A 25,214-nucleotide genomic window follows, 5' to 3' on the forward strand; every position below is an offset into this window, starting at 1 on the left:
CCTCCAACCTGTGACCGCCGCGCGGTACGGAACCGGATGCGACGACAGCGGTCCATTCTGCCAGACGTGGTATCCGGACCGGAAATCAGCGGTCGGGCGGAGCCCGCGGGGGTGCCGACCACACCTCATGCTTATTGCGAATGCGTCCTAGTTCTTGGGGAACTTCAACTTCGACAGATCGAACCCGTCGAGACCCGGAGGCAGTTCGTCGAGGCCCTTCGGCATGTTCGACAGATCGGGCATCCCTCCACCGAGCCCGGGGAACCCGGCGGGCATGCCGCCGGGAAGACCACCCCGCACCTTCGGCGGAGTCGGCCCGCGGCCACCCTTCTTCCCCTTCTTGCCCTTCTTCGAACGCTGGTTGCGGCGGGCGCCCGGCATGCCCATCTGACCCGCCATCGCGGACATCATCTTCCGCGCTTCGAAGAAGCGGTCGACGAGCTGGTTGACATCGGAGACCTTCACGCCGGAACCGTTCGCGATACGCAGTCGACGCGAGCCGTTGATGATCTTCGGGTTGGCGCGCTCCGCCGGGGTCATGCCGCGGATGATCGCCTGGATCCGGTCGAGTTGTTTCTCGTCGACTCCCGCGAGCGCGTCCTTCATCTGACCCGCGCCGGGCAGCATACCGAGCAGGTTCGCGATCGGACCCATCTTGCGCACTGCCATCATCTGCTCGAGGAAGTCCTCGAGGGTGAGTTCGCCACTGCCGATCTTGGCGGCAGTCGCTTCGGCCTGCGTGGCGTCGAAGTGTTGCTCGGCCTGCTCGATGAGGGTGAGCACGTCACCCATGCCGAGGATGCGGCTGGCCATGCGCTCGGGGTGGAAGACGTCGAAGTCTTCGAGCTTCTCGCCCGTTGACGCGAACAGGATCGGCTGACCGGTCAGTTCGCGGACGCTCAGCGCGGCACCGCCGCGTGCATCGCCGTCGAGCTTGGTGAGCACGACGCCGGTGAAGCCGACACCCTCACGGAATGCCTCGGCGGTGCTCACGGCGTCCTGACCGATCATCGCGTCGAGGACGAACAGGGTCTCGTCGGGCTGGACGGCGTCTCGGATGCCTGCGGCCTGGGCCATCAGCTCCTCGTCGATACCGAGCCGACCGGCGGTGTCGACGATGACCACGTCGTACTGCTTGTTCCGGGCCTCCGCGATGCCCTGCTGCGCGACCGCGACCGGGTCGGCGGCCGTGACACCGAGAGCGTTCTCGCCCCCGCCGATCGATGTTCCCGGATGCGGCGCGAACACCGAGACACCAGCACGTTCACCGACGACCTGCAGCTGCGTCACGGCGCCGGGACGCTGGAGGTCGCACGCCACCAGCATCGGGGTGTGCCCCTGGTCCTTGAGCCACTTGGCGAGCTTGCCTGCGAGCGTGGTCTTACCCGCGCCCTGCAGACCGGCCAGCATGATGACGGTCGGAGGGGTCTTGGCGAATTGCAGGCGACGGGTCTCGCCGCCGAGGATCCCGACGAGTTCGTCATTGACGATCTTGACGACCTGCTGCGCCGGGTTCAGCGCGCCGTGTACCTCGGCGCCCTTGGCGCGTTCCTTGATCTTATTGATGAACGAGCGCACGACGGGCAGCGCCACGTCGGCGTCGAGAAGGGCGAGGCGGATCTCGCGGCACGTCGCGTCGATGTCCGCGTCGGACAGACGCCCCTTGCCGCGCAGGTCCTTGAGGACCCCTGTCAACCTGTCGGAAAGGGATTCGAACACCGAATGCGCTCCTGCGGTCTGACGAGAATACGGACAATACTGCGCTCCAGGGTAGCCGCTCCCATCCACCCGCAGCCGAGGGTGGGGCCGTCCGGCCGACCGAAAGACCGGACGGACGGCCCGAATCGCGACGTCACCTCACGACACGGCAGGAGGCTTCTTCGGTTCAGGGGTGGGAAGGACCGCCAGCAGGGCCTGCTCGAGCCGTTCCCGGGACGCCCTCGTTCCCGCGGTCGACACATCGACGCAGAACGAGTCGACCACGGTCGATCCGATCGTCGTGACCGTCGCCCACCGCACGTCCGCTCCGAGATCCTCGAAGACGCCGGCGAGCCGGCAGAGCATCCCGATCCGGTCCTCCGCCCTGACTTCCAGCACAATCTGACCCGGATCCGTCGTGTCGAGCCAGATCAGGCGCGGTGGGGCCTGCGAGTACATTCCGGGCACCGCGTGCTCGGGGCCAACAGACGGTGCGGACTCGCGCGCCGCACGATCCTTCGCCTCGAGCTCCGCGAGCAGATCGAGGTCGCCGGACCGGGCCCGCACGAACTCCTGCCGCAGTAGTCCCGCCGCGGGCGGCGCACCGAATCGCGGCATCACGATGAACCTGTTGACGGTGCTTCCCGCGTGGCTTCCGATGGAAGCCGACTGCACTCGTAGTCCGTGGAGGGCCAGCACTCCCGCGGTGTCGGACAACACGCCGGGCTCGTCCGGTGCCACCACCGTCACGGTGTAGCCGCGGCCGTCGGGCAGCGGGTCGAGCGAGACATGCATGGCTCCGTCCTCGGCGAGCTGCGCGAGTTCGGGGTCGATCGGGGCCGGAGCCGGAAGGTCCTCCCCCGCCATCACCAATCGGCAACGTCGCACCAGTTCCCGAATGAGCGAGGCTTTCCAGTCACCCCAGACACCAGGTCCGGTGGCCTGCGAATCCGCTTCTGCCAGCGCGTGCAGCAGTTCGAGGAGCAGCGGGTCGCCGCCCAGTGCGTCCATCACCGACTCGACGGTCGCCGGGTCGTCCAAGTCGCGCCGGGTCGCAGTGTGCGGAAGTAGCAGGTGGTGTCGGACCATCGCCGTGAGCACCGACAGATCCGACGGCCACAACCCCATGCGTGTCCCGATCTGATGGGCGACCTCGGCGCCGACCACACTGTGATCGCCGCCCCGCCCCTTGCCGATGTCGTGCAGGAGCGCCCCGACGAGGAGTAGATCAGGGCGGGACACCCGCGTCGTGAGTGCACTCGCGTGAACTGCGGTCTCCACCAGATGGCGATCGACGGTCCAGGTGTGGACCGCGTCGCGCGGTGGGAGGTCGCGTACTGCACCCCACTCGGGCAACAGACGTCCCCACAGTCCCGTTCGATCGAGCGCCTCCACGACTTCGACGGCAGAAGGCCCCGACGCGAGCAGCACGATCAGGTCGTCGAGCGCCTGCCGTGGCCAGGGCTCCCGCAGCTCCGGCGCGTGGTCCGACAGCCGGGTCAACGTCGCCGCCGAGATGGGCAGACCCGATCGTGCGGCTGCGGCGGCCACCCGGTTGATCAGGCCTGGGTCCTTGCTCGGCTGAGCATCGCGGGCCAGAGCAACCTCTCCGCCATGCTCGACGACGCCTTCGTCGAGCGGGCGACGAACCGGTCCACGTCGCAGACGTGACAGGCCTTTGCGCGGCAGGGAATTGCCCGCGGTGCGGATACCGACCTCGACGGAGTAGCTGACCGTTCGCGCCGCCTCCGTGAGTAGACGCGCAAGGTCGAAACGATCTCCGATGCGTAGTGCGGCGCCGATCTCGTCGGCGTCCTGAGCCTGCAGTTGATCGCGGCCCCGACCCGCGACACGGTGCAGTTCCGTCCGTACATCGAGCAGGTGACGGTGGGCAGCCGCGAGGCCGCCCCCGGGCACATCCGGTCCGAGGCCGGGCATGCCGTCGGTGAGTTGCGCGACGGACAACGCATTGAGCAGTTGTACGTCCCGCAACCCTCCGCGACCGCTCTTGAGATCGGGCTCGGCGCGGTGTGCGATCTGGCCGGAACGCTCCCAACGCGCTTCTGTCATCTCGATGAGCTCGTCGAAACGGTTTCGTATCCCGGTACGCCACTGCCTACGCACGCCACCGATGAGCAGGTTGCTCAGTTCCTGGTCGCCGGCGATGTGCCTGGCCTCGAGCATCCCGAGCGCGGCGGGAAGATCACTGGAAGCCACCTGCAAGGCCTGCGGGACGGTCCGGACACTGTGGTCGAGCCGGATGTGTGCGTCCCACAGCGGATACCACAGCCGGTCCGCCACCGATGACACCGTCTCGGGATCGATGTTGTCGTGGAGCAGGATGAGGTCGACGTCGGAGTGCGGAAGCATCTCGCGACGGCCGAGTCCCCCGACCGCGACGAGCGCGAAGCCGCTGTCGGGTCTGATTCCGAGTTCGGAACCCTCCGTCGTCAACCAGAAGTCGAACAGGTCGACGAGCGCGTCGCGCAGCGCTCGGGTGTCGAGGCGACGAGTGCGGCCGGAGCCGGAGACGAGTGCGTCCCTGGCCGCGGAGAGGTCCGTCGCCGAGTTCGGGCTCGAAGACGCCGAAGGCCCACGACCCGCTGCGTGCGCAGCGTGTCCTGGGCCTCGGGTCTCTGCCCCATGGGGGTCAGAGTGCATCCGTACCTCGTTCTCCGGTGCGGACTCGAATCACCGATTCCACCGGGGTGACCCACACCTTGCCGTCACCGATCTTTCCGGTGCGTGAGGCCTCGACGATCGTGTCGACCACCTTGTCCACCACAGAGTCGTCGACGACGACCTCGACTCGGACCTTCGGCACGAAGTCGACCGAGTACTCGGCGCCTCGGTACACCTCGGTGTGACCCTTCTGGCGCCCGTAGCCCTGCACCTCGCTCACGGTCATTCCGAGCACCCCGGCCTGTTCGAGCCCTGCCTTGACGTCCTCGAGCGTGAATGGCTTCACGATTGCCGTGATCAGCTTCATTTCTCATCCCTTCCCGGTGCCCACCGGACGTTGTCATTGCTGTCCGCGTAACCCTTGCCCGTTATCTTCGTCCACTTTCCACCTCGAAGACGAGGTGAACTGTCACTTCAGTGCTGTGGCGAAGTCGTATGCGGTTTCCGCGTGCTCGGCCTCGTCGATCCCGCGGGCTTCTTCCTCCGCGCTGATCCTCCAGCCCAGCGGCTTCAGAGCCAATGCGATCACGGCGGTGACGATGGCGGTGAACACCAGGGCGACCAGGGCGATCACGATCTGGATGACGAGCTGCTTGTAGTCGCCTCCATAGAACAGTCCGGTCTCGGTTCCGAGAAGGCCGATGGCGACCGTGCCCCACAGACCGGACACGAGGTGCACGCCCACGACGTCGAGCGAGTCGTCATAGCCGAACTTGTACTTCAGACCGACCGCGAGGGCCGAGAGGACACCCGCAACGGCACCGAGCACGATGGACCCGACCGGGCTGAGCGAACCGGCGGCGGGAGTGATCGCGACCAGGCCGGCAACGGCGCCCGATGCGGCACCGAGGCTGGTGCCCTTGCCGTCCCGGAGGCGTTCGGTGGCCAGCCAGCCCAGAATCGCAGCGGCGGCAGCCACCGTGGTGTTGAGCCAGGCGAGACCTGCGACGCCGTCGGCGGCGAACGCGGATCCAGCGTTGAATCCGAACCAGCCGAACCACAGCAGCGCGGCGCCGAGCATCACGAACGGAAGATTGTGCGGACGGAACGCGGTCTTGCCGAAACCGGAGCGCTTGCCGATGACGAGCACCAGAACTAGCGCGGCGATACCGGCGTTGATGTGGACCACCGTGCCACCGGCGAAGTCGATGGGTGCGACAGCCGCGACCAGCCCCCCTTCACCGTCGTCGACGGTGCCGAACAGCTTCGCCGCAATGCTGTCCTCGGAGCCGGAGAGCAGGCCGCCACCCCACACCATGTGAGCGAGCGGGAAGTACGCGAGGGTCACCCAGACCCCGACGAACACCATCCACGTGCCGAATTTCACGCGCTCGGCGAGCGCACCGCTGATGAGCGCGGTGGTGATGATCGCAAAGGTGACCTGGAACCCGATGTCGATGATCTGCGGGTAGTTGCCGGCCCCCGGCAGGAATCCACCCTCTGCGTCATAGATGGCGCCCTGTAGACCGAACAGCTCGAACGGATTCGCGAAGATCCCACCGATGCTCTCGGAGCCGTACGACATCGACCAGCCCCACAGCACATAGATCACGCCGATCAGTGCCATTGCGCCGAACGACATCATCATCATGTTCAGGACCGACTTGGCGCGCGACATGCCGCCGTAGAAGAACGCCAGACCCGGTGTCATCAGCAGCACGAGCGATGCCGCCATGAGCATCCATGCTGCGTCGCCGGTGTTCACCACTTCCTCCACTTGCACACCTCCCAGTTGTTCGCGCCGTTGAGCGCGTCGTTGGGAAAAGCTTCCTGCGGAGATGTTTCATCAGAAGCGCCGTCCTGTTTCGTCGGCGTGAACGCGTGCCGGGACGGTGTTTCGTTCATGTTTCACGCGGGAACCCGCATCGGGAGACGACAAGGCCGCTCCCGCCGGAGCGGGAGCGGCCTCGATTCGTGGCTCGGAAGTGTCAGCCCAGCAACGCGTCGACGAACGCACCCGGTTCGAAGGGGGCGAGATCATCCGCGCCCTCGCCCAGGCCGACAAGCTTGACCGGAACGCCGAGCTCGTGCTGCACCTGGAAGACGATTCCGCCCTTGGCGGTGCCGTCCAGTTTCGTCAGCACCACACCGGTGATGTCGACGACCTCCGCGAACACTCGGGCCTGCATGAGCCCGTTCTGCCCGATCGTGGCGTCGAGCACCAGCAGAACTTCGTCGACGGCGGCCTTCTTCTCGACCACGCGTTTGACCTTGCCCAGCTCGTCCATCAAGCCGGTCTTCGTATGCAGGCGGCCGGCGGTGTCGATGAGAACTGCGTCGACCCCGTTGTCTATGCCCTTCGCGACAGCGTCGAATGCGACGGCCGCCGGGTCGGCTGCTTCCTTACCGCGGACCACCTCGGCGCCCACACGCTCGGCCCAGGTCTGGAGCTGATCGGCCGCAGCAGCGCGGAAGGTATCGGCGGCGCCGAGCAGGACTCGACGTCCGTCTCCGACGAGAACACGAGCGAGCTTGCCGGTCGTGGTCGTCTTACCCGTGCCATTGACACCGACGACGAGCAGCACCGACGGGAGGTTGTTGTGCGGCAGGGCACGGATGGAACGATCGAGGTCGGGGCGCAGTTCGTCGACGAGCACCTTGCGGAGCACGGCACGCGCGTCGGCCTCGGACCGGACGTTGCTCGCAACCATCTCCTCTCGCAACCGGTCGACGATCTTCGCGGTGGTGGCGGAACCGAGGTCCGCGATCAGGAGAGTGTCCTCGATCTCCTCCCACGAGTCCTCGTCCAGATCGCCGCCGCCGAGCAGGCCGAGCAGGCTCTTGCCCACAGCGTTCTGCGAGCGGGCCAGGCGACCCCGGAGACGTACGAGTCGGCCCGAGGTCGGCTCGATCTCGTCGAGCGCCGGAACAGCGGGCGCTTCGACCGGTGCCGGAGCATCCTCTGCTTCGACGGGAGCAGTCTGCGTCGGCGCAGCGTCGACCGCTCCGCCGGGCTCCGCAGGCTCGAACTCCGCAGGTTTCGGCTCGGCAGGTTTCGGCTCGGCAGGTTTCGGCTCCGCAGGCTCGGGGACGACTTCGGGCTCGGCAACGACCTCGGGCGCACTCTCCGGCTCCGCAGGCTCAGGTTCTGCGACGACCGGGCCGGGTGCTGCCTCCGGTTCGACAGGCTCCGGTTCGACGGGCGCCCGCTCAGCAGGCTTCGGTGCAGGCGGCGGCACCACCGGGGTCCGTGTGGAAGGCGGCGCCTCGGTGACCTCCTCCGGCAACGGCACGGTGCGAGGCTCCGGCGGCGGTGTCGGCGCGGGTTTCGGTGCCGGCCGTTCGACCGGTTGTGGTGGTGCGGTGGCAGTCGCACCCTGGCTGAAACTGAATCCGCTCTGCGCTTTGTAACCGCCCGAGCGATCCTTGGCTTCCGCCGTGTCGAGCTGCGGGGTCTCCTGCGCCGTCAGCGACACCTGCCGTCGCCGATAGAGCGTCAGACCCACGACGAGCGCGACGAGAACAACCGCGAGGGCGGCCGCGATGATTATCCAGGCTCCGGTACTCACGCACCCATACTGTCAGGCCTGGAGCTCGCCTTCCGGTTCAGGGACCGGTGTCGTGACATTCTGCCCGCGCAGACGCTGGGAGATCACGCGGGTGATGCCGTCACCTCGCATACTGACGCCGTACAGCGCGTCCGCGACCTCCATCGTCGGCTTCTGGTGGGTGATGACGATCAGCTGCGATTTCTCGCGCAGCTGCTCGAACAACCCGATCAGCCTCCGCAGGTTCGTGTCGTCGAGCGCTGCCTCCACCTCGTCCATGACGTAGAACGGGGAGGGCCGGGCACGGAAGATCGCCACGAGCATCGCAACGGCAGTCAGTGACTTCTCACCACCGGACAGCAGCGACAACCTCTTGACCTTCTTGCCAGGGGGCCGGGCCTCCACCTCGATGCCCGTCGTGAGCATGTCCTTCGGGTCGGTGAGGACAAGTCGGCCGTCGCCGCCGGGGAACAGCTTTGCGAACACCTGCTCGAACTCGCGCTCCACGTCGGCGTAGGCCTCGGTGAACACCTGCAGGATCCTCGCGTCGACCTCTTCGACGACGGCCAGCAGGTCCTTGCGCGCGCTCTTGACATCCTCGAGTTGCGTCGCGAGGAAGTTGTACCGCTCTTCGAGAGCGGCGAACTCCTCGAGGGCGAGCGGGTTGACCTTGCCCAGCGTCGAGAGATCCTTCTGGGCGCGCTTCGCGCGGCGCTCCTGCGTCGCGCGATCGTAGGGCTGCGGCTGCGGGGCGACCACCTGTTCGCCGCGTTCGCGTGCCTGCTCGTACTCGGCGATTTCGAGATCGGTCGGCGGGAGCAGGACATCGGGGCCGTACTCGGCGACGAGGTCGTCGAGCGCGATGCTGAACTGCTCGAGAATCGTCTGTTCGAGCTGTTCGATGCGCAGCGCAGCCTGCGCCCGTGCCACTTCGTCGCGGTGCACGGCATCGGTGAGCTGGTCGCGCTGAGTGGAGAACTCACGGACGAGCCCCCTGGCCCGGTCGAGTTGCTCGGCGCATTCGGTGCGGCGGCGGGTCAGTTCTTCCCGGTGTGCGTGCGCAGAGGCGACCGCGGTCTCGAGTTCGCCGGTCACGCGGGCACCGGCCGCAGCGACGGCCGCGGCCACCGCAGCAGCCTGCCGACGGGTGGCGCGGGCACGCTCGGCGCGGGCCCGGGCTTCACGTTCGGCCTGTGCCGCGCGGCGTAGCGAGTCGGCCTTTCCACGCAGCGATTCTGCGCGTTCCTCCGCGGTACGCGCGGCGAGCCTGGCCTCCATCTCGACGGCACGGACCTCGGTGAGAGCTGCCGCGGCCATCTCCCGCTCGGCAGCGGTCGATTCGGTGCCTGAACCGTCGCCGCCGTCTTGCTCGTCCTCCGCGAGCCGTAACCGCTCCTCGAGTTCGACAAGCTTCTCCCGGGCCGCGTCGCGTTCTTTCTCCGCTGCCGCGCGCTGTGTGACGAGACGTTCGGATTCGGCGTGGGCGTTGCGAGCGGCCTGGCCCAGACGCCCGAGTTGTTCGTAGACCGCCGACATCGCCGCGTCGGATTCGTTCAGTGCCGCGAGTGTCTGTTCGGCGTATTCGGCGCGCGCCTTCTGTTCCGCGTCGGCCCCGGTCAGCGCTGCGGCGAGCTCTTCCGAGCGGCGCTCTGCTGCCTCGAGCCCCACCCTCGAGGAATCGATCGCCGCCTGGATCTCGAGCGTGCTCGGCGCACGATCGGAGCCTCCGACGACCCATCCGGAGCCTGTGAGATCACCGCGGCGGGTGACGGCACGCAGATCCGGTCGCTGCGCGCAGACCATTGCGGCAGCCGCGAGGTCGTCGACCACCACGATTCCGGCGAGGACGGCGCCGAGGCCTCCCCGCAGCTCGTCAGGGCATTCGATCACGTCGCGCGCCCACCGAGCATCCGCCGGCAGCGACCCGGGCTCGTCCGGCACGGCCGCCCCGACCGCGAGGAACGCGACCCTGCCCTGGTCGGCGTCGGCAAGCGCAGTGGCCAGCGAATTCGCCGCGGCCACCGACGTGACCGTGAGGGCGTCCGAGGCTGGTCCGAGTGCGGCGGCGACCGCCGCCTCGAAACCGGGTTCGACCCGCAGACGGTCCGAGAGCGGACCCAGCACCCCGGAGTCCGTGTGGTGCTCGAGCAGCCACGCAGCTCCGTCCTTGCGCTCGAGCCCCATCGACAGGGCCTCGATGCGAGCGCCGAGCGAAGCGACCTCCTTACCGGCGGCGCGTTCGGCGTTCTGGAGTTCCTCGACGCGGGCGTCGGCGATGCGGGCCGCCTCGACGGCCCGTTCGTGTTGGGCGTCGGCATCGATCTCGCCCGCATCGAGATCGTCGATGCGACCTTGCGCGGTTTCGAACTCGGCCTGCGATTCGACTCCGCGGCGACGGGCCTCCTCGATCGCGACGGTGAGCCGCGTGATCTCGCCGTCGATCGATTCCGTGCGGGTCCGGACTGTGTCGACCTGACCGGTGAGCCGAGCGAGACCCTCGCGGCGGTCGGCGATGGCCCGGACCGCCGCCATGTGCGCCCGTTCGGCTGCTGCCGCGTATTCCTCTTGCGCAGCCAGCTGTTCCTTCGCGGCGTCGAGGGTGCCGTGCGCGATCTCGACGGCCTCGATCAGTTCGGCCTCTTCGGCGGCGATCCGTTCTGCGCGTGCTTCCATCTCGTCGGGGTCCTGCCCGGCGCGGGTCTCGGGTTCCGCGTCGAGGTGGCGGGCACGTTCCTGCGCGATCCGCACTGTCGCGGACACCCGTTCTGCGAGTGCAGAGAGCCGGAACCAGGTCTGGGAGGCCGCTTCGGCGCCCGGGGTGAGTTGTGCGAGGGCCTGTTCGTGACGGGCGAGGTCGGTGGTGGCCTCGTCGAGCATCACGTTGACGTGGTCGAGGCGCTCGCGCAGGACTCGTTCCTCCTCGTCCTGACCCACGAACTCGGCGCGACGGGTGACAAGATCGTCGGCAGCCAAGCGCAGCCGCGCATCACGCAGGTCGGCCTGAACAGTCTGGGCACGGCGCGCCACTTCGGCCTGTCGTCCTAGTGGTTTGAGCTGGCGGCGCAATTCGGCTGTGAGATCGGTCAGCCGAGCAAGGTTGGCCTGCATCGAGTCCAGCTTGCGGACCGCTTTTTCCTTGCGACGACGGTGCTTGAGCACCCCGGCGGCTTCTTCGATGAAAGCGCGCCTGTCTTCCGGACGAGATTCGAGGATCGCTGCGAGGCGCCCCTGCCCGACGATCACGTGCATTTCGCGACCGATACCCGAGTCGGAGAGGAGTTCCTGCACGTCCATCAAGCGACACGAAGTGCCGTTGATCTCGTACTCGCCCGCGCCGTCGCGGAACATGCGCCGCGTGACGGACACCTCCGAGTACTCGATGGGAAGTGCCCCGTCCGAGTTGTCGATCGTCAGGGTCACCTCGGCGCGACCGAGCGGCGGGCGTCCTGTGGTGCCCGCGAAGATGACGTCCTGCATCTTCCCGCCCCGAAGTGCTTTGGCGCCCTGCTCCCCCATCACCCAGGTGAGGGCGTCGACCACGTTGGATTTACCCGAGCCGTTGGGTCCGACCACACAGGTGATACCGGGCTCGAAGCGCAGAGTCGTCGACGAAGCGAAGGACTTGAAGCCCTTCAGTGTCAGACTCTTGAGATGCATGAGGAAAAACCTTACCGGGACGTCAGCGCTCGACGAACCCGGTGAGGCCGCCGCGTGCCGGTTCCCAACTTTCGACCACCAGTCGTACCTCTCCCGGTGTCAGGTCGGACCGCAGCCATTCGAGCAGCGCCTCGAGCGCGTGACGCGGACCCTCGGCAATGACGAGAACCCGACCGTCCGCATGATTGGTGGCGTGGCCGACGAGGCCGAGTTCCAGTGCCTGGGCACGAGTGAACCAGCGGAAGCCGACGCCCTGGACCCGGCCGTGTACCCAGGCCGTCAGGCGTTCGGTGCCGTCGCGATGTTCAGGTGCCACAGCGTTCCCCTAGGCGTCGGCGGTGATGGTCAACGACACCTTCGTGCCGGCTTTCAGCGTGCGTCCGACGGTGCAGACCTTGTCGACGGATCGCTCGACGAGCGCGACGAGGCGCTGCTGAGCTTCGGCGTCGAGTTCGGACAGGTCGAGGGTCAGTTCTTCCTCGAGGTGCGGGTAGACCTCGTTCTCGCGGTCGGCAGCACCGGACACCTTGATGGTCGCGTCGTAGTCGTCGCCGAGACGCCGTGACAGCGGGAAGTCGGAGCTCATTCCGGAACACGCGGCCAGGGCGATCTTCAACAGTTCGCCCGGGGTGAAGACACCGTCGACCGTCTCTGAGCCGATGAGTACTTCGGCGCCGCGGGAGCTGCGGCCCGTGTAGCGGCGGGTGCCGGTGCGTTCGACCCACAGTTCGGTGGGGGTGGTCTCGGAGTTCTGGTCAGCCATGCGGGAAATCCTGCCATGCAGTGCCGACACCGAACACACTGCGGGCCGACACCGAACACACGACGGGTCTCACACCCTGGTGGTCGCGCCGCCGCGGATACTGCGCGGCCGAGGCTGGCAACGCGGGCACGAATAGGACGAGCGGTTCATGAACTTCTCCCGGCGGATCGGTGCGCCGCATCGCCGGCACGCCATGTCTTCCTGACCGTATGCGTTCAGGGAACGCTCGAAGTAGCCGGACTCGCCGTTGACGTTCACGTACAACGCATCGAACGACGTGCCGCCCTGGTCGAGCGCCTCGGCCATGACATCGTGGGCGGCAGCGAGGACGGCACGCAGTTTCGGGCCCGACAGTGTGTCGGTCATCCTGTTTCCGTGGATCTGCGCGCGCCACAGCGCTTCGTCGGCGTAGATGTTGCCGATTCCCGAGACGACGGTCTGGTCGAGCAGTGCGCGTTTGATCTCGGTGTGCTTCCCGCGCAGGATCTTCACCACCGCGGACGGATCGAACCGCGGATCCATCGGATCCCGTGCGATGTGGGCGACGGGCAGCGGCAATCGATCACCGTCGACCTCGATGAGCGGGGCGAGAGCCCATCCTCCGAAGGTCCGCTGGTCGACGAAACGTAGGTCGGCTCCGCTGTCGAGCACCGCGCGGATCCGCAGGTGTTTCTCGTCCGCCACCGTGGGCGGCTGCACCAGCATCTGACCGCTCATCCCGAGATGCACGACGACGGCCAGGCCTGTCGGATCGAGGACCAGCCAGAGGTACTTGCCGCGTCGCTCGACGGCGGCGACGGTCTGTCCGGTCAGCTGCAGAGCAAGATCACGCGGGCCGGGTTCGTGGCGCCGCGCTGCTCTCGGGTGCAGAACCTCGACGGACTCCATTCGAGCGTCCAGCACGTGGGCAGCGAGCCCACGTCGAACGACCTCGACCTCGGGAAGTTCGGGCACGGCAGGATCAGTTCGACCCGGTCGAGGTATCGGAGTTCTCGTCGGCCTCGCCCGACAACGTCTGCCATGCGGTGGAGGCTGCCTTCTGCTCGGCTTCCTTCTTCGTCCGACCGACACCGACACCGTAGGGCTTGCCCGCCACGAGAGCGGTAGCCGTGAATTCCTTGTCGTGGTCGGGACCGGTCGCGGTGATCTCGTAGACGGGAACACCGGCACCGCGTTCGGCGGTGAGTTCCTGCAGACTCGTCTTCCAGTCCAAGCCCGCGCCCAGGCGTGGGCCTCGGTCGAGCAGTTCGGCGAACAGACGCAGAACCACCTCGCGGGCGAGCTCGATGCCGTGCTGCAGGTGGACCGCTCCGAGCAACGACTCCATTCCATCGGCGAGGATGCTCGCCTTGTCGCGCCCGCCGGTCATCTCCTCGCCCTTGCCGAGCAGGAGGTGTACGCCCAGCCCGCCGTCACCGAGCCCGCGCGCCACTTCGGCGAGCGCATGCATGTTGACGACACTCGCACGGATCTTCGCGAGCTCGCCTTCGGGTTTGTCCGGATGGGTCAGGTACAGGTATTCGGTCACGGACAGACCCAGCACCGCGTCGCCGAGGAACTCGAGTCGTTCGTTGGTCGGCAGACCACCCTGCTCGTATGCGTACGAGCGGTGGGTCAATGCCAGGGTCAGCAGGTCAGGGGCCACCGGGACACCGAGGGCGGCGAGGAGAGATGCATGTTCTCCCTCGCCGCCCTCGGGTGCGGTATCGATCGACTCAGTCGTCACGTGTTTTACCGATCAGACGGGCGCGGTCACCTGACGGCCGTTGTACGTGCCACACGACGGGCACGCCACGTGCGGCAGCTTCTTCTCACCGCACCCGCGGTTCGGGCAGGTGACGAGCGTGGGCGCAGTGGTGTTCCACTGGCTGCGCCGCGACCGGGTGTTGGAACGCGACATTCTGCGCTTGGGGACGGCCACGTCTACTTCTCCTCGTTGTTCTTGCTGTCGGATGCACTGCTGGATTCTTCGGAGCCTGCGCCGAACGCGGCTGCCAACCCAGCCCAGCGAGGATCCAGTATTTCATGCCCATGCCCTGATTCCGCAATCGCCAAGCGAATGCCGCATTCCGAGCACAGTCCCGCACAGTCGTCGGTGCACAACGGACGTAGCGGAAGTTCCAATCCGACCGCGTTGACGATCGCAGGCTCGAGGTCGATCAGATCGTCCTCGATCCGATAGACCTCGTCTTCCTGCGTGGTCTGGTCGGTCACACTGTTCGGGTAGGCGAACAGTTCGGTGAGGTACAAACTCACCTCGCCCGTGAACGGCTCGAGGCATCGAGAGCATTCACCGACGGTGTCGGCACGAACTGTACCGGTCACCAGAACACCCTCCGACACCGACTCCAACCGAAGGTCGAGGTCGATATCGCTGTCTTTCTCGATCGCGATCATTTCGAGTCCGATGCGCGACGGAGATTGGACACGTCGCTGCACCGTACGCATCGAACCGGGACGACGCCCCAGCGAGAGCGTATCCAGCACGAGAGCGGCTTCCTGTTCGGAATGCCGCGTACCGGAGCGGTGGGTAGACACGTCGATCTCACTTTCGAATAGAAGACAGTGTGAATTCACTGGGCAACCGCTCTATGGTACGCGATGACCCCGCGTTTCACGAAAGAACAGCGCTTCACCATGCGCGATGGTTCACCGCGCGACAGTTCACCGACGCCGAGCCGCCCGATGGTCCGCCTCGGCATAGTCCGGCCTGCCCGAGGTCCTCAGTTGCTGACGACCACGACCGACCGACCGCAGAGTCGTGTCGAGAATGTCCTCGAACTCTGCGAGCTTGCTGTCGACGTACTCGTCGCACTCGGTGCGCAACCGATCGGACTCGGCATGGGCACCGTCGATGACGCGCGCCGACTCCGCGTGCGCAGCCTGCACGACCTCCGCCTGAGACACCAACCGCGCCTGCTCCGCCTCGCCGTCCGCGACGGACCTGTCGTACGCGGCCTTGCCGGCTTCGATCATGCGATCCGCCTCGGATCGGGCCCGGCCGGTGACGGCTTCGTACTGCCGCTGGCCGTCGGCGATGAGAGCGTCCGCATCCGCCTGTGCGTCGGCCACCAGCTCGTCCGCGTGCGCGCGCGCCTCCCCGACCATGCGATCTGCCTGCGCCTTCGCGTCGGACAGCATGCGGTCGGCGTCGGCTCGCGCGTCCTCGACCAGCGTGCGCGCTTCGTCGTCCGCGTCACCGATCGTTTTGTCCGCCAATGCCCGTGCGTCGCCGACCAGCTTGTCGCGGTGATCGAGAACGTCCTGAGCGTCGTCCAGTTCGGCGGGAAGAGCGTCCCTCACGTCGTCGAGAAGTTCGAGCACATCGCCGCGCGGGACCACGCAGCTCGCCGTCATGGGAACGCTTCGTGCCTCTTCGGTGATCGCGACAAGTTCGTCGAGTGCCTCGAATACCCGGTACACGCCAACCCCAATCCTGATCCGTCGACCCGGCCGGTGCGACCGCGCTGTGTCCAGTCTGCCGCAGCTCGGGCTCCGGCTCCGGTCCACGCGTCGGTGTGTCGGATCACGGTTCGGTGGTGTGAGGGGAGTTACTTTCGGGCGGCCCGTTCGGCGAGACGCGCCAGAAGCCGCTTGTGCACGGACTGGGGCAGCATGTCGGAGACGTCGCCGCCGTAGGTGGCAACCTCCTTGACGAGCGAACTCGACAGGTAGCTGTACACGGGGTTGGTGGCCACGAACAGGGTGTCGACGCCGGTGAGCTTGTGGTTCATCTGCGCCATCTGCAGCTCGTAGTCGAAATCGTTTGCGCCGCGCAGACCCTTGACGATCGCGGAGATCCCATTTGCGGTCGCGTAGTCGACCAGCAGACCCTGCCACGAATCCACGCGCACATTGCTGAGATGTGAGGTGGCCTCGGTGAGCATCTCGAGGCGTTCGGGCACCGTGAACATGCCCTGCTTGTTGGGGTTGATCACGATGGTGACCACCACCTCGTCGAATTGCACCGCGGTACGGGCGATGACGTCGAGGTGTCCGTTGGTGACCGGGTCGAAGGATCCTGGGCAAACCGCGCGGCTCATGAGTCAGCACCGTAACAGGCGGCGATCTCCACGCGCGTCTCACCGTACTTCCGGATCCGGCCGACGTCGAAACCCGTGGGCCACGCGGTTTCCGGCGCCCGTGTGGAGCGTTCGAGCACGACGATCGTGCCCTCCCCCACCCAGCCGTGGTCCGCGAGCGCGGTGAGCACCTCCGATACCGCGTCCTCCGCAATCGCATACGGAGGATCCGCGAAGATCACGTCGTATTCACGATCGGCACCTGCCGCGAGGACAGTGGTGACAGGCGCGGACCGGAGCACCACACCGGGTAGGCCGAGGGTGGCGATGTTGTCGCGGATCACCGCGGACGCTTTCGCGTCCGATTCGACGAGCATCACGTGCGACGCCCCTCGCGACAGTGCTTCGAGGCCGAGCGCGCCGGACCCCGCGTAGAGGTCCAGCACGTCTGCCCCGTCGAGATCCATCCGCGCGTCGAGCGAACTGAACAGTGCTTCGCGCACCCGCTCGGATGTCGGTCGAGTACCGCGGGGCGGCACCTTCAGGCGCCGCCCCCCGGCTCGACCGGCGACGATTCGTGTCACTCGGCGCTTGCCTCCGTCGACACCACCACGAGCAGATCTCCGCCTTCGACCTGCTGGACGGGTCCGGCTGCGATGCGGGTGATCAGCCCACCGCGCGGCGCAGTGATCGCCGCTTCCATCTTCATCGCCTCGATCGTGGCGACCGTGTCGCCGGCGGCGACCTTGTCGCCCTCGGACACGACGAGCGTGACAGTGCCCGCGAACGGAGCCGCGACATGTCCCGGATCGTTACGGTCCGCCTTCTCCGCGGCCGGAACCTCGCTGGCGATCGACCGATCACGCACCGACACCGGACGAAGTTGACCGTTGAGCAGGCACATCACGTTGCGGAAGCCGCGCTCGTCCGCGTCGGAGATCGCCTCGAGCCCGATGAGCAGTTCGACGCCCTTGCCGAGTCGTACGCGGTGTTCCTCGCCGTACCGAAGCCCGTAGAAGAACTGATTCGCCGACAGCTCGCTGGTATCGCCGTACTGCTCGCGATGCTGCTCGAACTCGCGGGCCGGGCCGGCGAACAGCAACCGGTTGAGGGTCGTGCGACGCTCGAGCGACGACCCTGCCAGGCCCTTCTCCTCGTCACTGGTCAGCGGTGTCTCGGGCTTCGGTTCCCCACGACCGGACAGCGCCTTGGAGCGGAACGGCTCCGGCCAGCCACCGGCCGGTGTTCCGAGATCGCCGCGCAGGAACCCGATGACCGAATCCGGGATGTCGAACTTTCCGGGCTCGGCCGCGAAGTCGTCGACCGACACACCCGCACCGACCAGGTGCAGAGCAAGGTCACCGACCACCTTCGAGGACGGAGTCACCTTGATCAGGCGACCCAGCAGTCGGTCTGCGCCGGCGTAGGCCGCCTCGACGTCCTCGAACCGGTCTCCGAGGCCGAGCGCGATCGCCTGCTGACGGAGGTTCGACAGCTGCCCACCCGGGATCTCGTGCGTGTAGACACGGCCGGTCGGTGCAGGCAGGCCCGACTCGAACGGCGCGTACACGCGGCGCAGTGCCTCCCAGTACGGCTCGAGATCGCACACTGCCTGCAGGTCCAGGCCGGTGTCGAATTCGCTGTGCGCCGCTGCCGCAACGATCGCCGACAGTGCCGGCTGGCTCGTCGTCCCGGCCAGCGCCGCCGACGCCCCGTCGACCGCGTCGGCTCCGGCGTGCCATGCCGCGACATAAGTAGCGAGCTGGCCACCGGGGGTGTCGTGCGTGTGCACGTGCACCGGGAGATCGAAGTTGCTGCGCAACGCCTTGACCAGCGTCGCCGCGGCGGGCGCGCGCAGCAGACCTGCCATGTCCTTGATCGCGATGATGTGCGCGCCTGCATCGACGATCTGCTCGGCCAGCTTCAGGTAGTAGTCGAGGGTGTATAGCGTCTCGTTCGGATTCGACAGGTCGCCGGTGTAGGACATGGCCACCTCGGCGAGCGTGGTGCCCGTCTCGCGCACCGCGTCGATCGCCGGACGCATCTGATCGACGTTGTTCAGCGCATCGAAGATGCGGAAGATGTCGATGCCCGTGTCGGCGGCTTCCTGTACGAACGCGCGTGTCACGGCCTCCGGGTACGGGGTGTACCCGACGGTGTTGCGGCCACGCAACAGCATCTGCAGGTTGATGTTGGGGATGGCCTCACGCAGCGCCGCGAGCCGCTCCCACGGATCCTCGTGCAGGAAGCGCAGCGCCACATCGTAGGTCGCACCGCCCCACGCCTCGATCGACAGCAGTTCCGGCGTCATGCGCGCGACGTGACCGGCGACCGTGAGCAGGTCCTTGCTGCGCACACGCGTCGCGAGCAGCGACTGGTGTGCGTCGCGGAACGTGGTGTCGGTGACGCCGATGGCCTTCTGTTCGCGTAGTGCCCGCGCGAAGCCCTCGGGGCCGAGTTCGAGCAGTCGTTGCCGCGACCCGGGAGCCGGAGGTGCCGACAGGTCGATCGCGGGGAGTTTGTCGTGCGGGTACACCGTCGCGATCCGCTCGCCGTGCGGCTTGTTGACGGTGACGTCGGCGAGGTATTCGAGGATCTTGGTGCCACGGTCGGCCGAGCGTCGCAGCGTCAGCAGGTGCGGGCGCTCTTCGATGAACGAGGTCGTCACGCGACCCGCGCGGAAGTCTTCGTCATCGAGCACGGCCTGCAGGAACGGGATGTTCGTCGATACACCGCGGATCCGGAACTCGGTGACCGCACGACGGGCGCGGGCGACGGCCGCCTCGAGGTCACGACCGCGGCACGTGAGCTTGACGAGCATCGAGTCGAAGTGCGCCGAGATCTCTGCGCCGACCGAGGTGCCACCGTCGAGGCGGATACCTGCACCACCCGGGGTGCGGTAGCCGGTGATCCGGCCGGTGTCCGGACGGAAGCCGTTGGCCGGGTCCTCCGTGGTGATACGGCACTGCAACGCGGCACCGTGGATTCGGATCTTGTCCTGGCTCAGACCGAGGTCTGCCAAGGTCTCGCCCGAGGCGATCCGCAGTTGCGCCTGCACCAGATCCACATCGGTGATCTCCTCGGTCACCGTGTGCTCGACCTGGATGCGCGGGTTCATCTCGATGAAGACGTGTTTGCCGCGCTCGTCGAGGAGGAACTCGACGGTTCCCGCGCACTGGTAGCCGATCTGCTCGGCGAACGCGACGGCGTCCGCGCAGATCCGGTCGCGGAGTTCCGGGTCCAGGTTCGGGGCCGGTGCAAGCTCGATGACCTTCTGGTGGCGGCGCTGCACCGAGCAGTCCCGCTCGTACAGGTGGATGACGTTGCCGTGCTTGTCGGCGAGGATCTGCACCTCGATGTGGCGAGGGTTGACCACGGCCTGTTCGAGGAAGACCGTCGGATCACCGAATGCCGCGTCGGCCTCCCTGGAGGCCGCCTCGATGGATTCGCGTAGCTGCGCGGGATCGGCGACACGTCGCATACCGCGTCCACCGCCACCTGCCACGGCCTTGACGAATACCGGGAATGTCATCTTCTCCGACGCCGCGACGAGCGCCTCGATATCCGCAGACGGCTCGGACGACGCCAGCACGGGCAGACCCGCTGCCTTCGCGGCCGCGATCGCGCGTGCCTTGTTTCCGGTCAGTTCCAGGATCTCGGTCGACGGACCGACGAACGTGATGCCCGCCCGGTCGCACGCCGCGGCGAGGTCCGGATTCTCGGACAGGAAACCGTAACCGGGGTAGATGGCGTCGGCGCCCACCGACACGGCGGCATTGACGATCTCGTCGACCGCCAGGTACGCCCGTACCGGGTGGCCTTCTTCACCGATCTGGTACGCCTCGTCGGCCTTCAGACGGTGGAGGGACTTGCGGTCTTCGTACGGAAACACCGCGACCGTTTCGGCACCCAGTTCGTAGGCAGCGCGAAACGCGCGAATTGCGATCTCGCCTCGGTTGGCGACAAGCACTTTGGAGAACATTGCACGACGGTACCGTGCCCGAACAGCACTTCCTTCGCCGGGATTCCACATCTCGAGACAACGCTGGGTTCATGCGGGACTGTAACGATGCAGTCGTCGAACGGGTAACACACACGAAACCTCCGCAGTCGCAAGGCTGTAACACCGCACCGCGGGGCCGACCGCGCTCCGAAACACGCACCGATGATTTTTCTCGGTCGGTGCGGTCCGTTTTCTGTAACCGGGAGTTGCCGTTCCGAGACACTGTCGACAGGGAAATCCCCGGGTTGCACACCGCAGAAAGGACAACGCACATGGCCCGCAAGACCACCGCGCATCTGTTCAGCTCCGTCAACGGCGTCGTCGAGTCGCCCGACAAGTTCCAGTTCGACGCCTTCGGCCCCGAAGAAGGCGAGCTGATGGCCAAAACACTCGACGGGGTGACCGATGTCGTCATCGGCCGGAAATTGTGGCAGGAGTGGTCGGAGTACTGGCCGGGCGCCGACGACCCGTTCGGAGCGTTCATCAACCCGGTCCGCAAGCACGTCGTCACGCAGACCCTGAACGGCGGTCGACGGGGCGACGCACACGACGGGGTAGCGCTCGGATGGAACAGCACCGCGATCACCGGCGACCCGGTCGAGTACGTCCGCACACTTCAGCAGGACGGCTCGGGTGGCATCACCGTGGCCGGTGGCATCGAGACGGTCCGCTCGCTGTTCCTCGCCGGTGTCGTCGACGCACTCACCTTGACCATCCATCCAGCGGCGACGAACGAAGGCCGGCGACTGTTCGACGAGTCCGTTCCGCTGACCAGGCTGAATCTGGTCGACAGCATGATCACCAACAAGGGCAACGCCGTCCTGACCTACACACTGCGCCGATAACCACCGGTCAGGATTTCTCGAGGTACTCGGCCTTCCTGGTGTCGAGCGCGGCGTCCACCATGCTCGCGAGCCCCGAATGTTGCTTCAGTTCCGGGTCCTTCTCAGTTACCTCGCGGGCGAATCGCTGCGCGGCGGCGATCACCTCGACATCGTCGACGAGCGACAGCAGACGCAGGGCCGACACCGTTCCGGACTGGGCGACACCGAGTACATCGCCTTCACGGCGCAACTGCAGATCGAGTTGGGCGAGTTCGAATCCGTCGGTGGTGCCGGCGACCGCCTCGAGCCTGGTCATCGTCGGGCTTCCGGGTTTGGTGTCGGTGATGAGCAGGCACAGGCCCTGATGGCCACCTCTGCCGACACGGCCACGAAGCTGATGCAGCTGACTGACACCGAAACGGTCGGCATCGACGATGACCATCACCGTCGCATTCGGTACGTCGACTCCGACCTCGACGACCGTGGTGCACACCAGCACGTCGATCTCCCCCGCCCCGAAGTCACGCATCACAGCGTCCTTCTCGTCGCCGGGGAGTCGCCCGTGCAACAACCCGACACGCAGGTCTGCCAGCGGACCGGAAGACAGTTCGTCGAACTGCTGCAGGACCGATTTGGTGTCGGGCGGCTTCTGTTTTCCCTTCTTACCTGTGGCGGACTCGTCGAGCAGTTCGAATGTCGCGGGGTCGAAGGCAGCGTCGTCGTCGGACTCTCCGTCGCCGATCCGCGAACACACGACGTACGCCTGGCGTCCTTCCACGGTTTCCTCCCGAATGCGTTCCCACGCCCGGTCGACCCACGTCGGATGGACTTTCGCCGCCACCACACGGCTGACGATCGGGGAACGTCCCTTCGGGAGCTGACGCAGAGTCGACACTTCGAGGTCGCCGAGCACCGTCATCGCGATGGTGCGCGGGATCGGGGTCGCGGTCATCACCAGCACGTGCGGCGCCGCACCGTCGCGGCCGCGGGACCGCAACTTGTCGCGTTGCTCGACTCCGAATCGGTGCTGCTCGTCGATCACGACCAGTCCGAGATCGAAGAAGTTGACCTTGTCCTCGATGAGTGCGTGGGTACCGATCACTATTCCTGCGTCGCCTGTCATCGCCTCGTTCAGTGCCTGCCGCCTCTGCGCCGTCTTCATCGATCCGGTCAGGAGCGTGATGCGGGTGGCGAGTGCGTGCGCGCCGAGCTCGCCGGCGGCGGCGAGGTCGCCGAGCATCGCGGTGAGTGAGCGTGCATGCTGGGCTGCGAGGACCTCGGTGGGTGCGAGCAACGCGCACTGGTGACCGGCATCGATCACCTGCAGCATCGCGCGCAACGCCACGATCGTCTTACCGGAACCCACTTCGCCCTGCAGCAATCGGTTCATCGGGTGGTTCTGCGACAGATCCGCGGAGATCTCCTCCGCCACGGAGAGCTGCCCCTCGGTCAGCTCGAACGGCAGTCTGCGATCGAACTCGTCGGCGAGCGCATCGGCCCGGAGCGGACACTTCGGTGCGCTGCGCACCTCGACGTCGTGGCGCCGACGTGCCATCACGAGCTGGACCGCGACAGCCTCGTCGAACCGCAACCGATCCCGCGCGCGGGTGACGTCGTCCTTGGAATCGGGCAAGTGGATCGTCCGTAGGGCCTCGTCGAGTCCGATCAGGGAATGCTCGCTGCGCACCCCGTCCGGGAGCGGGTCGTCGACGGAGTCGAGCTGATCCAGGACCTGCCGGACACACCGCATCACGGTCCACGACTCCACGTCGCGGGTCGCCGGATACATCGGGATCAGGGCCCGGTCGAAGATCGACATGTCGATGCCGTCGCCGCCTTGGGCGCTGCGCGCCATCCCCGCCAACGCACCGGCTCCACGGACCCGGACCGGCGCGGGTGCGCCGCCGACCTCGGGTTCGCGTGGTTCGGGCAGGATGACGTAGCTCGGATGCGCCAGGCTCCACTTGTCGCGAAAGTACTTCACGGTGCCGGAGAACATACCGCGCACCCCGGGCTTGATGTTGTATTTGACTTTGTGCGGGTTGAAGAAGGTGACGTCGATCTTGTGGCGGTCGGACACCAGCACCACGGCCAGCCGCGTGCCCGGCCGGCTCTTCATCCGCACCTCGTCGGCCTTTTCCACGCGCGCGATGATCGTCACGTGCTCACCCTCGACCGGTTGGGTGTCGCCGAGTTCGGCGCCCTGGGTGGCGTAGCGGTGCGGGTAGTGCCGCAGCAGGTCTTCCACTGTGGTCATCCCGAATGCTTCGGACAGCTTGTCGGCAGTCTTCCGGCCGAGAAGATGATCGAGGCGGTCCGCGAGTGTCGCCACTGCCGTCCCTTCCGTTTCGTGCGATGACCGTCCGAGGTCACCGGCTACTCGACGCCGAGCTGCAGCAGGTCGCTGCGCTGGCCCCCCTGGTACACCACGACCTCGAGTTCGGGGTGGCGGTTGTCGAGATGGCGGGTCAGTTGTTCGGCGAGACCGTCGGGTGCGCCGTCGCCGACGAGCATCGTCACGAGCTCACCGCCCGCAGCGAGGATCTTGTCGAGCAGCGACACACCCGCTGCCACAAGATCATGCTCGATAACTACGACATCTCGACCTGCGAGCCCGAGGCTGTCGCCCGGTTCGCACGTCCCCACCCAGGTCAAGGCACGTTCGGTCGCGTATCGCAACGATCCCCAGCGGGTCGCGGCCGCCGCTTCCGACATGGCGAATGCGTCGTCGACGGTCGCGCGTCCCGAGTCGTGTACTGCGAGGGATGCCAATCCCTGGACCATCGAGGAACACGGTAGGAACATCACCTCGCGTTGACCGTCTCGGGCCTGCGCACCCACTGCGACGACGTCCTGCTCGGACACCCACCCGTTGGGAAGGACGAGGACGTCCGTGCTCGGTAGCGAGCGGATCGCATCGAGCAGCAGGCGGGGGTCGACAGCTGTCTCGGCAGAGAGGACGGTAGCGCCCTCGGCGTCGAACAAGCCCTCGGCGCCGGCACCCGAGACGATCGCGAGGACCGCGCGGCCGGAGGCGGACGCCGGAGCAGCCGGAGTGCTCGTGACGCACTGCCCGACACGGTCTGCTTCCAACGTGAAGCAGGTGATGGCGATACGGCGCAGTCTGCCCGCCCCGATTCCTGCTTCGATCGCAGCACCGGGGTCGCAGCAGTGCACGTGGACCGACCACCCTGCAGATCCGTCCCCGACGATCGCGACCGAGTCGCCCAGTTCGTCGAGCCGGGCACGGAGCACTGCGATCCGCGTGCGATCGGAGCCGTCGACGATGTACATGACCTCGTAGTCCTGCGACCCGCCGTCGTGTTCGGCACCGTCGTGATCTGGGACGTCCTGACCGCCGGTGTCGGGGACGGGCGTGCTGGTGAGGCGTAGGTGGCGGTCGGGTCGCTGGCCCGACACGATGTCGACGAGGCAGTCCAGCAGGATCAGCAGACCGAGACCGCCGGCGTCGACGACTCCGGCCGCGGCGAGAACATCGAGCTGTTCCGGTGTGTCCTCGAGGGCGGTAGCCGCCGCATCGGCGGCGGCCCGGACGGCGACCTTCAACGACGTCGTGGCGGCCGCAGCGCGTTCTGCTCCGGCCGCGGCGGCGCGCAGCACTGTGACGACAGTGCCCTCCGCGGGGGTGCTCAGTGCGCCGGTCACGGTCGTGGCTGCCCGATTCAGGGCGCGGGCAAAGTCCCGGCCGTCGACGGTGATCAGCCCCGCGATCGAGTCCGCGACGCCGCGCAGACCCTGCGCAAGGATCACCCCGGAGTTGCCGCGAGCTCCGACGAATGCGCCGCGAGCGAGTGCCTCGGCGACCGCACCGACCGTGAGTGCACCGTCGACGGGTCCGCCGAGCTCGGCGGCGGCGGCGCGCAAGGTGGCAAGGAGGTTGGTGCCGGTGTCTCCGTCCGGGACCGGGAAGACGTTGAGAGTGTTGATCTCGTGGCGGCGTTCCTCGAGGGTGACCAGACCGAGCTCGACCCACCGGCGCAACGCTCGACCGTCGACGCCCTCACCGACTTCGAGCACCCGATCAACTCCCTTTTCCTGCGCCCTCGTACTCTCGTG

At 67.0% G+C, this 25,214-nt stretch carries 19 protein-coding genes; 1 reads left to right on the top strand and 18 read right to left on the bottom strand.

Annotated elements, in window-relative coordinates:
• Positions 1-147: 147 nt before the first annotated feature.
• The 16 genes from ffh to ACZ46K_RS21655 all read right to left on the bottom strand — a co-directional run bounded on the left by ffh (position 148) and on the right by ACZ46K_RS21655 (position 20,292).
• Positions 148-1,719 (bottom strand): signal recognition particle protein, encoded by a 1,572-nt coding sequence (gene ffh, locus ACZ46K_RS21580; protein ID WP_054810392.1) that lies wholly within the window; start codon positions 1,717-1,719, stop codon positions 148-150.
• A 138-nt stretch (positions 1,720-1,857) separates the two neighbouring features.
• Positions 1,858-4,359 carry a [protein-PII] uridylyltransferase gene (locus tag ACZ46K_RS21585; RefSeq protein ID WP_464744700.1) on the bottom strand — a complete coding sequence of 834 codons (2,502 nt, stop codon included), beginning with the start codon at positions 4,357-4,359 and terminating at the stop codon, positions 1,858-1,860.
• Positions 4,349-4,687, bottom strand: a complete 339-nt coding sequence (locus ACZ46K_RS21590; protein WP_054717737.1) for a P-II family nitrogen regulator — start codon at positions 4,685-4,687, stop codon at positions 4,349-4,351. Before ACZ46K_RS21590 ends, ACZ46K_RS21585 begins: the two co-directional genes overlap by 11 nt.
• Before the next feature lie 102 nt (positions 4,688-4,789).
• Positions 4,790-6,097 (bottom strand): ammonium transporter, encoded by a 1,308-nt coding sequence (locus tag ACZ46K_RS21595; RefSeq protein WP_464744702.1) that lies wholly within the window; start codon positions 6,095-6,097, stop codon positions 4,790-4,792.
• Between the two features lie 211 nt (positions 6,098-6,308).
• Positions 6,309-7,889: a signal recognition particle-docking protein FtsY gene (gene ftsY, locus ACZ46K_RS21600; protein WP_464744704.1), complete on the bottom strand. Its 1,581-nt coding sequence runs from the start codon at positions 7,887-7,889 to the stop codon at positions 6,309-6,311.
• Positions 7,890-7,901: 12 nt separating this feature from the next.
• Entirely contained in the window at positions 7,902-11,525 is a 3,624-nt protein-coding gene (gene smc, locus ACZ46K_RS21605) for a chromosome segregation protein SMC (RefSeq protein WP_464744706.1), read from the bottom strand.
• Between the two features lie 22 nt (positions 11,526-11,547).
• Positions 11,548-11,841: an acylphosphatase gene (locus ACZ46K_RS21610; protein ID WP_054810675.1), complete on the bottom strand. Its 294-nt coding sequence runs from the start codon at positions 11,839-11,841 to the stop codon at positions 11,548-11,550.
• A gap of 9 nt (positions 11,842-11,850) precedes the next feature.
• The gene (locus ACZ46K_RS21615; RefSeq protein WP_054810674.1) at positions 11,851-12,288 is read right to left on the bottom strand and encodes an OsmC family protein; all 438 of its coding nucleotides are present in this window, start codon (positions 12,286-12,288) and stop codon (positions 11,851-11,853) included.
• Between the two features lie 69 nt (positions 12,289-12,357).
• Positions 12,358-13,242 (bottom strand): bifunctional DNA-formamidopyrimidine glycosylase/DNA-(apurinic or apyrimidinic site) lyase, encoded by an 885-nt coding sequence (gene mutM, locus ACZ46K_RS21620; RefSeq protein WP_054807426.1) that lies wholly within the window; start codon positions 13,240-13,242, stop codon positions 12,358-12,360.
• A 7-nt stretch (positions 13,243-13,249) separates the two neighbouring features.
• Positions 13,250-14,014 carry a ribonuclease III gene (rnc, locus tag ACZ46K_RS21625; protein ID WP_464744708.1) on the bottom strand — a complete coding sequence of 255 codons (765 nt, stop codon included), beginning with the start codon at positions 14,012-14,014 and terminating at the stop codon, positions 13,250-13,252.
• A 12-nt stretch (positions 14,015-14,026) separates the two neighbouring features.
• Positions 14,027-14,209, bottom strand: coding sequence for a 50S ribosomal protein L32 (gene rpmF / locus ACZ46K_RS21630; protein ID WP_006551208.1), 183 nt, complete (start codon positions 14,207-14,209; stop codon positions 14,027-14,029).
• 2 nt (positions 14,210-14,211) lie between these two features.
• Entirely contained in the window at positions 14,212-14,736 is a 525-nt protein-coding gene (locus ACZ46K_RS21635; RefSeq protein ID WP_464749431.1) for a YceD family protein, read from the bottom strand.
• 216 nt (positions 14,737-14,952) lie between these two features.
• On the bottom strand, positions 14,953-15,711 hold the full coding sequence (locus ACZ46K_RS21640; RefSeq protein WP_464744710.1) for a DivIVA domain-containing protein: 759 nt from the start codon (positions 15,709-15,711) through the stop codon (positions 14,953-14,955).
• 128 nt (positions 15,712-15,839) lie between these two features.
• The gene (gene coaD, locus ACZ46K_RS21645) at positions 15,840-16,331 is read right to left on the bottom strand and encodes a pantetheine-phosphate adenylyltransferase (RefSeq protein WP_054807858.1); all 492 of its coding nucleotides are present in this window, start codon (positions 16,329-16,331) and stop codon (positions 15,840-15,842) included.
• On the bottom strand, positions 16,328-16,894 hold the full coding sequence (rsmD, locus tag ACZ46K_RS21650) for a 16S rRNA (guanine(966)-N(2))-methyltransferase RsmD (protein ID WP_464744712.1): 567 nt from the start codon (positions 16,892-16,894) through the stop codon (positions 16,328-16,330). Before rsmD ends, coaD begins: the two co-directional genes overlap by 4 nt.
• Positions 16,891-20,292, bottom strand: coding sequence for a pyruvate carboxylase (locus tag ACZ46K_RS21655; RefSeq protein ID WP_464744714.1), 3,402 nt, complete (start codon positions 20,290-20,292; stop codon positions 16,891-16,893). The genes rsmD and ACZ46K_RS21655 overlap by 4 nt, the downstream gene beginning before the upstream one ends.
• Before the next feature lie 293 nt (positions 20,293-20,585).
• Between ACZ46K_RS21655 and ACZ46K_RS21660 the strand changes: the two genes are divergently transcribed.
• A complete protein-coding gene (locus tag ACZ46K_RS21660; RefSeq protein WP_054810668.1) occupies positions 20,586-21,158 on the top strand; it encodes a dihydrofolate reductase family protein in 573 nt (190 codons plus the stop codon).
• 7 nt (positions 21,159-21,165) lie between these two features.
• On the opposite strand, the gene recG is transcribed toward ACZ46K_RS21660, so the two are convergent.
• Together recG and ACZ46K_RS21670 are read right to left on the bottom strand one after the other, a co-directional pair.
• On the bottom strand, positions 21,166-23,469 hold the full coding sequence (gene recG, locus ACZ46K_RS21665; RefSeq protein ID WP_464744716.1) for an ATP-dependent DNA helicase RecG: 2,304 nt from the start codon (positions 23,467-23,469) through the stop codon (positions 21,166-21,168).
• A 44-nt stretch (positions 23,470-23,513) separates the two neighbouring features.
• Positions 23,514-25,175 carry a DAK2 domain-containing protein gene (locus ACZ46K_RS21670; RefSeq protein WP_464744718.1) on the bottom strand — a complete coding sequence of 554 codons (1,662 nt, stop codon included), beginning with the start codon at positions 25,173-25,175 and terminating at the stop codon, positions 23,514-23,516.
• Between the last annotated feature and the right edge of the window lie 39 nt (positions 25,176-25,214).

The sequence above is a fragment of the Rhodococcus sp. JCM 9793 genome (assembly GCF_055380405.1).